Consider the following 11,962-nt stretch of genomic DNA (forward strand, 5'->3'; position numbering starts at 1 on the left):
AGGCGCCCGGGCCACGGGGTGACCTGGGCGCCTGAGACGTGCTGGGTGCTGCGGGTCAGTGCTTGGCGTAGTACCCGGTGTCCTCGGCGCGCTTGATCGAGCGAACGATCTCGGCCTCGGCGTCGGAGCGGCCCACCCAGTGGGCGCCCTCGACGGACTTGCCCGGCTCGAGGTCCTTGTAGACCTCGAAGAAGTGCTGGATCTCCAGGCGGTGGAAGTCCGAGACGTCGTCGATGTCCTGGCGCCACGCGGCGCGCTGGTCGCCCGTCGGCACGCAGAGCACCTTGTCGTCGCCGCCGGCCTCGTCGCGCATGCGGAACATGCCGAGTGCCCGGCACTTGATCAGGCAGCCGGGGAACGTGGGTTCCTCCAGCAGGACGAGTGCGTCCAGGGGGTCGCCGTCCTCGCCGAGGGTGCCCTCGATGAAGCCGTAGTCGTCGGGGTAGCGCGTCGAGGTGAAGAGCATGCGGTCGAGGCGGATGCGTCCGGTCTCGTGATCCACCTCGTACTTGTTCCGCTGACCCTTGGGGATCTCGATCGTGACGTCGAACTCCACGCCGATGTGCTCCAGTTCTCGAAGATGGTCGCCGAAGTGTCTTACCGCGGCGGCGGCCTTGCGCCCGTCCAGTGTGCCATGTGTCTTGTGTCCCGACCGTTACCTGTGGTCAGCACCACTCTCCGGGTTGGGCATAATTCGCAGCGTGCGCGTCGCGCGCGCGAGCCGGTCTCGCGAGCGGGTGAAATTTCCCGCGAATCGCCGTCGCCGTACCCATCGCATGGTTTGCCGCCACTAGAGTTGCCTATGGCTTTTACGTGACGATCGAGAGGATGCCCATGGAGTGGGGGTTGCGCTCCGGCGCTGCCGTCGCCGCGGTCGTCGCAGTCTTCGGTGGGTACCTTGTCGCCGACGCGTACGACGTCGTTCCCGGCATGCTCACCACCGCCGAGCCGTGGCCGGAGCCCCGGCCGTTCCCGTCGGCCCCCGGGGCCGTCGAGGGGCCGGCTCCCGTCGCGCTCCTCGAGGGGCTGCCCGACGGTGCCCCGGTTCCGGACAGCGTCGAGATGCAGCGCCTCGTGACCGGCCTGGCCAAGGACAAGCGGCTCGGTTCGCGGGTCGGTGTCATGGTGGCCGACGGCAGCACGGGCGAGGTGCTCGGCTCGTCGAGCCCCGACAAGCTCATGACCCCCGCGTCCACCCAGAAGCTGTTCACCGGCGTCGCCGCGCTCTCCTCGGGCGCCGCGGGCTCCACGCTGGACACCAAGGCGGTGCTGGTCGGGGACGACACGGTGGTGCTGGTCGGCGGCGGCGACATGATGCTGTCGGCGGGCCGGGGCAACCCCGACGCCGTCAACGGCCGGGCGGGCCTGGCCGACCTCGCTCAGCAGGTCGCCGCCAAGGTCAAGGTCACCGGCACCACCGAGGTGCGCGTCGCGCTCGACGACACGCTCTTCACCGGTGACGACATCGCGCCGACCGTGGCGAGCCCGGACATCGCGGCCGGCTACGTCGCGCCCGTCTCGTCCGTCGCGATCAACGTGGGCCTCCTGTCCGACGGGTACACCGACAACGGGCCCCGCGCGGGCGACCCGGGCAAGTACGCCGCGGAGGTCTTCGCGGCGGCGCTCGAGGCCGAGGGCCTCCGGACGGCTGACGCGGTGGTCAGCGAGACGGCTCCGGACGACGCCCAGGTGCTGGGCAAGGTCAGCTCCGCACCGCTCGCGGAGGTCGTCGGGTTCGCCATGCAGTACTCCGACAACACGATCACCGAGGTGCTCGGGCGCCTCGTCGCGGTGGACGCGGGCCTGCCCGGCTCGAACGACGGCGCCACCCAGGCGGTGATCGCGAGCGCGAGGGAGCTCGGCGTCGACATGACGGGCGCTCGGCTGCGGGACTGCTCGGGTCTCGGTGACGGCTCGTACCTGAGCCCGCAGCAGGTCGTCGACCTGCTCGGCGTCATGGTCGATCCCGCGCAGGCGGACCTGCGCAGCGAGGCGGTCGGCATGCCGATCGCGGGCCTGTCGGGCACGCTCGACAGCAGCCTCGGGCGGTTCACGGGGACCAACCCGGCCCGGGGTCTGGCACGGGCGAAGACCGGCAGCCTGCCCAAGGTGCGCGCGCTCGCCGGCACGGTGGTCACGGCCGACAGCAGGCTGCTCGTCTTCTCGATCCTCGCCGACTCCATCCCCGCCGACAAGACCGTGGGGGCCACCCAGATCTACGACGGCTTCGTCGGTGACCTCGCGGCCTACTCGAACCAGGGCTGACGCCCCACCCGCCGTGACCGTTACCGTGGTCGGGTGACCCAGGCCTCCACCGCCCCGCAGATCGTCGACTGGTCGGCGGCAGCCCAGATCGCCGGGCGCCTCGCCGCACCGGGGCCGCACGCACCGCGGGACGAGCTCGACTCGCTCGTGAGCGGTCTGCGCAGCGCGGCGGACGAAGCCGTGGGGCACGTGCTGGAGACGACGCGCATGCTGCCGGCGCCTCGGGGCCCCCATGAGGAGGCCGCGGGCGGCGGGTCGACGCTCAGCCCCGTCGCGGTCGTGGACCGGGCGACCTGGGCGCGGGCGAACACGCAGTCGATGGCCGCCATGACCGACGGGATCGGTGCGGTCGTCGCCGAGGTGTCCAAGGGAGCCACCTCGCCGGGCGCCCAGATGGCCGGCGCCGCCGAGATCGGGGCCGTCCTCGCCCTGCTCTCCGGCCGCGTCCTGGGCCAGTTCGACCCGTACTCCGGCCCCGGCAGGCTCCTTCTCGTCGCGCCGAACGTGCTGCAGGCGGAACAGGCCCTGCGCGTGCCGGTGCGCGACTTCCGGCTGTGGGTGTGCCTGCACGAGCAGACGCATGCCCTGCAGTTCGCCGCGGCGCCGTGGCTCTCGACCCATCTCAGCGGCCGTACGCGGCACCTGATCGGCGGTATGGCCAGGACGTCGGCGGAGCTGGCCAGCGCACGGTTCGACAAGAAGGTGGTCGCGGTAGGGCGGAACGTGCTCGCCGCCCTGCGCGGCGAGGGCAGCACGATCATGGACGGCATGCTCACGCACGAGCAGAAGGACGAGCTGGCCGACATCACCGCCGTCATGGCCCTCCTGGAGGGCCATGCGGACGTGATGATGGACGCCGTGGGCCCGCGGGTGGTGCCGTCCGTACGTCGCATCCGCGCGCGGTTCGAGCGGCGCCGCGACGGCGAGGGGCGCAACACGTTCGACGTCGTGGTGCAGAAGCTGCTCGGGATGGAGGCCAAGCTCGCCCAGTACCGCGACGGCGCGGTGTTCGTGCGGGCGGTGGAGCGGGCCGTGGGGCGCGACGGGCTCAACGCGGTCTGGACGGCCCCGGAGAACCTGCCGACCGCACGGGAGATCGCCGACGCCCGTGCCTGGGTGCGCAGGGTGCACGGATGAGCTCGTCGCGCACGGGAGGCTGACGGTGGCACGTGTCGATCCCGCCGTCGCCGCGGCGCGGAACGCGGTCCGTGAGGTGCTGGCCGGGCTAGGCCCTGAAGACCTGGTGCTGGTGGCGTGCTCCGGCGGTGCGGACAGTCTCGCGCTCGCCACGGCGCTGGCGTTCGAGGCGCGGCGGGTGGGGCGCTCGGTCCGGTCGCGGGGCCACGCCGTGCGGGCCGGCGCGGTGATCGTGGACCACGGGTTGCAGGCGGGCTCCACCGAGGTCGCCGAACGGGCAGCCGAGCAGTGCGGTGCCCTGGGCCTCGACCCGGTGGTGGTCCGGCGTGCGAGCTGGACCGCGGCCGGTGCTGCCCTCGACGGCGGCGGGCCGGAGGCGGCCGCCAGGGAGGTCCGGTACGCCGCGCTGGATGCGGTGGCGCACGAGACCGGTGCCGCCCTCGTACTGCTCGGGCACACCCTCGACGACCAGGCGGAGCAGGTGCTGCTCGGGCTCGCCCGGGGCGCCGGGGCGCGCTCGCTGGCCGGGATGCCGCGCGAACGGGGGATCTTTCGCCGGCCGTTCCTGGGGCTGCGCCGCGCGCAGACCGAGGAGGTGTGCGCGGCGTCGGGGCTGGAGTTCTGGACCGACCCGACGAACCTGCTGCCGGTTCCGCCGAGTGATCGGCCCGACGCCGACGTCCCGCCGCGCTCGAACGCCCGGCACGAGACGACGGACCGCCCTCGCGTGGCCGAGTTCACGCCGCTGCGCTCGCAGGTGCGCGGGCGTGTGCTGCCGGTGCTGGAGCAGACGCTGGGCGGCGGGGTCGCAGAGGCGCTCGCGCGTACCGCGGACCAGCTGCGGGACGACGCGGACCTGCTGGACGCCCTCGCCGCGGAGCTGCTGGAGCGGGCGACCGGAGCCCAGGTGCCCCCGGAAGAAGGAGCCCAGGTGCCCCCGGCGGCGTGGGACGCCGTCGAGTACGCCCTCGATATCGGCGTGCTGGAGCTAGCCCATCCGGCGCTCCGGCGTCGTGCACTCCGGCTCGCCGCGCTCGCCGTGGGCTGCCGGCCGACGGACACCACCACGCGGCACGTGGACGCGCTGGACGCGCTGGTCGTGTCATGGAGCGGTCAAGGCTCCGTCCATCTGCCGGGCGGCGCACGTGCCCGTCGCGCGTATGGCAGTCTTTTCCTGCGCGCCGCGCCGACCGGTACCTCGGACGGCGGGACCGGCGTCCAGCCCTCCAGCACAACCCAGGAGTAACTCGTGGACCAGTCCGACGTCGGACCCGACCTCGCGGAGATCCTGCTCTCCGAGGAGCAGCTCACCAAGAAGCTCGACGAGCTGGCAGCTCAGATCGACGCGGACTACGCGGGCAAGGACCTGCTCCTGGTCGGCGTCCTCAAGGGCGCGGTCATGGTGATGGCCGACCTGTCGAGGCGCCTGCACCACAAGGCCCAGATGGACTGGATGGCCGTGTCGTCGTACGGCTCCGGCACCAAGTCCTCCGGCGTGGTCCGCATCCTCAAGGACCTCGACTCGGACCTCACCGGTCGCAACGTCCTCATCGTCGAGGACGTCATCGACTCGGGCCTCACCCTCTCGTGGCTCGTGTCGAACCTGCGCTCGCGCGGGCCCGCCTCCGTCGAGATCGCCTCGATGCTGCGCAAGCCCGACGCCGCGCAGGCCGACGTCGAGGTGAAGTACCTGGGCTTCGACATCCCGAACGAGTTCGTGGTGGGCTACGGGCTCGACTACGCCGAGAACTATCGGAACCTCCCGTTCGTTGCCACGCTGGCACCGCACGTCTACGGCGGCTGATTCGTCAGCACCGCTCGGCGCCGCGGAATGCCCGTCCCGGGCGGTTCGTCACGTCTGGGCGAGGTGTGGCCCAGGCATCACATGCTCTGGGCGAACACTCGGGGCTCCTGTCCGGGGGACCATGTAGTTTCGACGGAAACATACTGCGCGAGCGGAGGGAAACGGGGCTCGGTCCCCGTCGCCGATGAACATCAAGAAGCTTCTGAGTGGGCCTGTCATCTGGATCCTGGTCGCCTTGGTCGTGGTGACGCTGGCCATCTCGGCACTGAACCAGCCCAATGTCTCGCGAATCGAGACGTCACAGGGAATCGAGCTGCTGGACGGCAGCACGGTCGAGCACGCCCTCATGGTCGACGGGGAGCAGCGGGTCGAGCTCAAGCTCTCCGAGGCGTACTCCGTGACCGAGGGTGAGGGCGAGGACGCCGAGGAGGTCGACAAGGGCAAGACGGTCGAGTTCTTCTACACGCTGCCGCAGGGCGACCGCGTCGAGGACGCCATCGTGAAGGCCGACCCGGCGGACGGGTTCGACTCGGAGGTGCCGCAGCCCAGCTTCTGGTCCTCCATGCTGTCGGTGCTGATCCCCTTCCTCCTGATCGGTGTCGTGTTCTGGTTCCTGCTCTCGCGGGCGCAGGGCGGCGGCAACCGGGTCATGGGCTTCGGCAAGTCCAAGGCCAAGCTGGCCAGCAAGGACACCCCGCAGGTCACCTTCGCCGACGTCGCGGGCGCTGACGAGGCCGTGGAGGAGCTCCAGGAGATCAAGGAGTTCCTGCAGGAGCCCGCCAAGTTCCAGGCCGTCGGTGCCAAGATCCCCAAGGGCGTGCTGCTGTACGGCCCCCCTGGTACGGGTAAGACGCTGATCGCGCGCGCCGTCGCGGGCGAGGCGGGCGTGCCGTTCTACTCCATCTCCGGCTCGGACTTCGTCGAGATGTTCGTCGGCGTGGGCGCCAGCCGTGTACGCGACCTGTTCGAGCAGGCCAAGCAGAACTCCCCGGCGATCATCTTCGTGGACGAGATCGACGCCGTCGGCCGGCACCGTGGTGCGGGCATGGGCGGCGGTCACGACGAGCGTGAGCAGACGCTGAACCAGATGCTCGTCGAGATGGACGGCTTCGACGTCAAGACGAACGTCATCCTGATCGCGGCCACGAACCGGCCCGACATCCTCGACCCCGCGCTCCTGCGCCCGGGTCGCTTCGACCGCCAGGTCGCCGTCGAGGCCCCCGACCTCAAGGGCCGGGAGGCGATCCTCAACGTGCACTCGCAGGGCAAGCCGATGGTCCCCGAGGTCGACCTCGAGGCCGTCGCGCGTCGCACGCCCGGCTTCACGGGTGCCGATCTTGCCAACGTGCTCAACGAGGCCGCGCTGCTCACGGCGCGCAGCGGGGCTCAGCTCATCGACGACCGCGCGCTGGACGAGGCCATCGACCGCGTGGTGGCCGGCCCGCAGAAGCGCACCCGCGTCATGAACGTCAAGGAGCAGAAGATCACGGCGTACCACGAGGGCGGGCACGCCCTGGTCGCCGCCGCGATGCGCTACACGGACCCCGTCACCAAGGTGACGATCCTGCCGCGTGGCCGCGCGCTGGGCTACACCATGGTCATGCCGCTCGAGGACAAGTACTCGACCACGCGCAACGAGCTGCTGGACCAGCTCGCGTACGCGATGGGTGGCCGGGTGGCCGAGGAGATCGTGTTCCACGACCCCACGACGGGCGCCTCGAACGACATCGAGAAGGCCTCGGCCATCGCCCGCAAGATGGTCACCGAGTACGGCATGAGTGAGCGGGTGGGCGCCATCAAGCTCGGCACGAGCGGCGGCGAGCCGTTCCTCGGCCGCGACTACGGGCACGAGCGGGACTACTCCGAGTCCGTCGCCGGCACGATCGACGACGAGGTGCGCAAGCTCGTCGAGGCCGCGCACGACGAGGCGTGGGAGGTGCTGACCCAGCACCGCGACGTGCTCGACGAGCTGGTCCTCGGCCTGCTCGACAAGGAGACGCTGAACCAGAAGGAGCTCGCCGAGGTCTTCCGGTCCGTCGAGAAGCGCCCCGCGCGTGACGTCTGGCTGTCCAGCGAGCAGCGCACGGTGCACACCCGTGGCCCCGTCCTCACTCCCAAGGAGCTGGCGGCGCAGAACGGGCACTCCACGGTGCCGCAGGACGAGGCCGTGCTGGACATGGCGCCCCCGGCGGATCCGCCGAGCCAGCAGTGACGAAGGACCGGGCAGTGACGAGGACCGGAGCAGCACGATGACCGACGGGTCAGTCACCCCTGTGTCGACGCCCGTGCGGAGCGCGGCGGACATCCCGCCGTACGACGCCGCACGGGCCGAGGCCGCCGTACGCGAGTTCCTCCTCGCCGTCGGGGAGGACCCGGAGCGCGAGGGCCTGCGGGAGACGCCGGCCCGCGTGGCCCGGGCGTACCGCGAGATCTTCGCCGGTCTGCGGCAGGAGGCCGAGGACGTGCTGACCACCACGTTCGACCTCGGTCACGAGGAGATGGTGCTGGTCAAGGACATCGAGGTGTACTCGACCTGCGAGCACCACCTCGTGCCCTTCCACGGCGTCGCGCACGTCGGGTACATCCCCAACACGGACGGGCGCATCACGGGGCTGAGCAAGCTGGCCCGTCTGGTCGAGGTCTACGCCCGCCGCCCGCAGGTGCAGGAGCGGATGACCACGCAGATCGCCGACTCCCTGGTGGAGATCCTCGAGCCGCGCGGCGTGCTCGTCGTGGTTCAGTGCGAGCACCTGTGCATGTCGATGCGCGGCGTGCGCAAGCCCGGCTCGCGGACCATCACCTCCGCGGTGCGCGGGGTCATGCGGGACGGCGCCACACGAGCCGAGGCGATGAGCCTCATCCTCGGGAAGTGACGGTGGCCTCCACCGCCCCACATCCCGCCCGGGACGCCCGGGTGCTCGGTCTGCCGGAGCTCTCCGGCGTGGGCCGCACCCTGGTGATGGGGGTCGTGAACGTCACCCCGGACTCGTTCTCGGACGGCGGCGAGTGGTTCGAGCCGTCGGCCGCCGTGGCGCACGGCCTCGAGCTGCTCGGTGAGGGCGCCGACGTCCTGGACGTGGGCGGGGAGTCCACCCGCCCGGGGTCCGCGCGGGTCCCGCAGGAGCAGGAGCTGGCCCGCGTGCTGCCCGTGATCGAGCGGCTCGCGGCGCACGGCGCGATCGTGAGCGTGGACACCACGCGAGCGGCCGTCGCCGAGCGCGCGGTGGCCGCGGGCGCGCGCATCGTGAACGATGTCTCGGGTGGCCTCGCCGACCCGGAGATGGGACGCGCCGTCGCGGAGACGGGCGCCGCGTACGTGGCCATGCACTGGCGGGGGCACGCGGACGTGATGGACGACCACCAGGTGTACGGCGACGTCGTGGCGGACGTCCGTGACGAGCTGGCGGCGCGCATGGCCGCGCTGCACGACGACGGCGTGCGGTCCGAGCAGCTGATCCTCGATCCCGGGCTCGGCTTCGCCAAGGCCGGCGTGCTCAACTGGCCGCTCCTCGCGCACCTCGACGTGCTGCACCAGCTGGGCCGTCCGGTCCTCGTGGGGGCGTCCCGCAAGAGGTTCCTCGGCCACCTGCTGGAGGACTCCGCCGGGCACATGGCACCGCCGCGGGCGCGGGACGACGCGACCGCCGCGATCTCGGCGCTCTCGGCGGCCGCGGGCGCCTGGTGCGTGCGGGTGCACAGTGTCCGGGCCAGCGCCGACGCCGTCAGGGTCGCCGCCGCGTGGACCGCCGCGACCGACGAGCCCCGGGTAGGGTCCTCGGGTACCTCTCCCCAATCCGCACCGGAGCCATTGACTTCCACCGTGGCCTTGACCACAGAATCGTGGACGGCCGGGGAACAGGGCATGCCGACCTGGCAGGATTCCGGTGCACGCAATGACGACGGGGGGAGACCACGGTGACCACAGCGTTCGGAACGGGCGTCACAGGCCTGGGCGGCCGGTCGCTGGACCAGATCCAGCTGACAGGCGTGAGCGCGCGGGGGTACCACGGTGTGCTGCCGTCGGAGCGACAGGCGGGCCAGGAGTTCCTGGCCGACGTCGTGCTGTACCTGGACACGCGTCCGGCGGCGGCGGGCGACGACCTGGCGCAGACGGTGAGCTATGCGGAGGTCGCGCAGGACGTCCACGACGTCCTGGCGGGCGAGCCCGCCGACCTCGTCGAGACGGTGGCCGAGCGGATCGCCGCGGTGGTGCTCGCCAGGCCGCAGGTCGAGGCGGTGGACGTCCGCGTGCACAAGCCGCAGGCGCCCATCCCGGTGCCGTTCGCCGACGTCGAGGTGGCGATCCGTCGCGACCGCAGCACCATGCCCGTCGTGGCGGCGCCGACGTCGCAGGCCAGTTCCGGCACTGAGGCAGCGGACTTCGGTCAGACGCCGGAGACGTCCGCCGAGGCCCCCGGCTACGAGCCCAGCCCGCAGGACGTCTTCCCGGTGGACCCCCCGGCGAGCTCCGCCTCGTTCGCCGCGGAGCCCGGGGCGCAGGACTTCGAGCCCGTCGCCGCGCACGACGAGCAGGCCCCGTTCGAGCAGGCCCCGCTCGAGCAGAACCACCAGTTCGGGCAGAACCGGCTCGAGCAGAACGAGTTCGAGCCGGCGCCGTTCGAGCCGGAGCCGTACCAGCCGTACCAGCCGTACCAGCAGGAGCCTGCCGAGCAGGCGCCGCTGCGCGCGGAGGCGTTCGAGCCGGAACCGCTCGTGGACCAGGTCCCCGCGGCGGTCGCGACCGCCAGCGAGCAGGAGCCGGCCCCGGTGCCTGAGCTCATCGCGCCCGAACCCGTCCAGGTGGTTCCTTCCGGCTGGGATCTGGCACCCGACGCGCCCGCGCCTACGGAGCAGCGCGACGGGCGCGCGCAGGAGCCCGTCTTCCGGCCCGACGAGCAGTTCCAGCCGGAGCAGGCCTTCGAGCCCGCCCAGCAGTACGAGTCGGTTCAGGGTCTCGACCAGAGGCACGACCAGCCGAACGGGTTCGAGCAGCAGCAGTACGACCAGCAGCAGTACGACCAGTTCGCGCAGCAGGGGCAGGCCGAGCGGCCGGCCCAGGCCGAGCAGCCACAGCGGTTCGAGCGCGCCCAGCCGGGTTACGAGCAGCCACCGCAGCAGCTCGACCCGCAGCAGTTCAACCAGCAGCAGTACGACCAGCAGCAGTACGACCAGCAGCAGCTCGACCCGCAGCAGAACCAGTACGACCAGCTGTTCGAGCAGCAGGGCGACCTGCGGACCACCCAGGTGGCCGCCGCGGTCCCCGACTCCGCCGTCGGGCAGCCGGACCAGTACGCGCAGGAGCCGCACCAGCCGGAGCAGCACCAGCCCGACCAGTACCCGGCCGAGCAGCCGTACCAGGCGGAGCCGTTCCAGGCCGAGCAGCCGTACCAGGCGGAGCCGCGCGACCGGTTCGACGAGGTGCCCGCAGGATATGTCGACGTGGTCATCGCGATCGGCGCGAACCTCGGCGACCCGCAGGCGACCATGCGTTCGGCGGTCGCCGAGCTGGACCGCATGCCGGGCCTGCAGATCACCGACGTGTCACCCCTGGCCCGCACGGCCGCGGTCGGCGGTCCGGAGGAGCAGCCCGACTACCTCAACGCGGTGCTGCTCGCCCGCACCACGCTTTCGGCGCGCGGGCTGCTCCACCTGTGCCAGGAGGTCGAGAACGTGCACGGCCGCGTCCGCGAGGAGCGCTGGGGTCCCCGCACGCTCGACGTCGACGTGATCACCTACGGCAACCTGACCGATGCCGCCGAGGACCTCGAGGTGCCGCACCCTCGTGCGCACGAGCGGGCGTTCGTCCTGGAGCCGTGGTCGCAGATCGCGCCGGACGCGGTGCTTCCCGGCCTCGGCGGCGGCCCGGTGGCGCAGCTCGCGGCCACGGCGCCCGACCGTGCGGGCATCCGGTGGCTCGCGCTCGACTGGCTGACCGACCCGGAGCCCGAACAGGGCGGCGGGACCACCGCGCAGAACCAGCCCGCGGTGCCCGACGGCGCCGGCAACCCTGGGCAGGAAGCTCACGGTGGCGAGATGCCGCCGGCGCTGCCCCCGTCCCTCCCGCCGAGCGGCCGGCCGCAGGCCTCGCCCGGTGGTCCCGTGGTCGAGGTGCCGGGCGGCGGTCACCCGCAGGGCCAGCACAGCGGTCAGGTCGAGCTCGACCACCCGTCGCAGGGTGGTGTGCCCCCGCAGCAGGAGGCGTACCCGGGCGGCCACCCGCAGGCCTACTCCAGCGGTCCGGTACCGGGGTCCGACGGCTCCGCAGCCCTGCCGACACGGGGTGCCCGGCCCGCCGGGATGCCGGGCAACGGGGCGGCCGTCCCGCCGCCCGAGGAGGCCCTCGTCCCGGCGCCCATCGCGCCCCGGGCGGTACGGGACACGGCGCACGAGGTACCGGCGCACGAGCCGCTGCCCCCGGCGTCGTCACAGCCCAAGCCGGTGTTCGCGCCGGTCAACCCGTCACGCCAGCAGAGCGGTGTGTTCCCGCCCGTGAACGGCGGCGGCCCGCAGGAGCAGGCCGCCCCGGTGTTCGCGCCGGTCAGCACCCCGCCGAACGGCGTGGCCGACCAGGCTCAGAACGGCCAGCCGAACGGTCAGGTCAACGGCCAGCAGGAGGCCTACGACAACGACCACACGGTGATCCGGGTCCCGGGCTTCGTCAACGACCAGCAGCGCACCGCGCCGCCGTCGGACGGCCCGATCGACTCGGTGCCCTCCTGGGTCCCGGTCCGGGACGAACGGGGGCGCGACGCCTGA

9 protein-coding genes are annotated in these 11,962 nt (G+C 72.2%); 8 read left to right on the forward strand and 1 reads right to left on the reverse strand.

Features of this window, described 5'->3' with window-relative positions:
* Window positions 1–55: 55 nt before the first annotated feature.
* Complete coding sequence (locus ACYVK7_RS04470; protein WP_460886477.1) at window positions 56–556, reverse strand: inorganic diphosphatase; 501 nt, start codon at window positions 554–556, stop codon at window positions 56–58.
* 257 nt (window positions 557–813) lie between these two features.
* On the opposite strand from ACYVK7_RS04470, the gene dacB reads away from it, so the two are divergent.
* From dacB to folK, 8 genes are all read left to right on the forward strand, one after another.
* The gene (dacB, locus tag ACYVK7_RS04475; protein WP_460886478.1) at window positions 814–2,265 is read left to right on the forward strand and encodes a D-alanyl-D-alanine carboxypeptidase/D-alanyl-D-alanine endopeptidase; all 1,452 of its coding nucleotides are present in this window, start codon (window positions 814–816) and stop codon (window positions 2,263–2,265) included.
* Window positions 2,266–2,298: 33 nt separating this feature from the next.
* Window positions 2,299–3,402, forward strand: a complete 1,104-nt coding sequence (locus ACYVK7_RS04480; RefSeq protein WP_460886479.1) for a zinc-dependent metalloprotease — start codon at window positions 2,299–2,301, stop codon at window positions 3,400–3,402.
* 25 nt (window positions 3,403–3,427) lie between these two features.
* Window positions 3,428–4,648, forward strand: coding sequence for a tRNA lysidine(34) synthetase TilS (tilS, locus tag ACYVK7_RS04485; protein WP_460886480.1), 1,221 nt, complete (start codon window positions 3,428–3,430; stop codon window positions 4,646–4,648).
* Between the two features lie 3 nt (window positions 4,649–4,651).
* Window positions 4,652–5,206 carry a hypoxanthine phosphoribosyltransferase gene (hpt, locus tag ACYVK7_RS04490; protein WP_460886481.1) on the forward strand — a complete coding sequence of 185 codons (555 nt, stop codon included), beginning with the start codon at window positions 4,652–4,654 and terminating at the stop codon, window positions 5,204–5,206.
* 184 nt (window positions 5,207–5,390) lie between these two features.
* Window positions 5,391–7,418, forward strand: a complete 2,028-nt coding sequence (gene ftsH, locus ACYVK7_RS04495) for an ATP-dependent zinc metalloprotease FtsH (RefSeq protein ID WP_460886482.1) — start codon at window positions 5,391–5,393, stop codon at window positions 7,416–7,418.
* Between the two features lie 37 nt (window positions 7,419–7,455).
* Complete coding sequence (gene folE, locus ACYVK7_RS04500; protein WP_460886483.1) at window positions 7,456–8,079, forward strand: GTP cyclohydrolase I FolE; 624 nt, start codon at window positions 7,456–7,458, stop codon at window positions 8,077–8,079.
* A 2-nt stretch (window positions 8,080–8,081) separates the two neighbouring features.
* On the forward strand, window positions 8,082–9,125 hold the full coding sequence (gene folP / locus ACYVK7_RS04505; protein WP_460886484.1) for a dihydropteroate synthase: 1,044 nt from the start codon (window positions 8,082–8,084) through the stop codon (window positions 9,123–9,125).
* Entirely contained in the window at window positions 9,122–11,962 is a 2,841-nt protein-coding gene (folK, locus tag ACYVK7_RS04510) for a 2-amino-4-hydroxy-6-hydroxymethyldihydropteridine diphosphokinase (RefSeq protein ID WP_460886485.1), read from the forward strand. Before folP ends, folK begins: the two co-directional genes overlap by 4 nt.

Source organism: Promicromonospora xylanilytica, assembly GCF_054782895.1.

Excerpts from the sequence above, each read along its gene's own strand:
- ftsH (WP_460886482.1), top strand. The coding sequence starts at position 5,391 with ATGAACATCAAGAAGCTTCTGAGTGGGCCTGTCATCTGGATCCTGGTC.
- folE (WP_460886483.1), top strand. The coding sequence starts at position 7,456 with ATGACCGACGGGTCAGTCACCCCTGTGTCGACGCCCGTGCGGAGCGCG.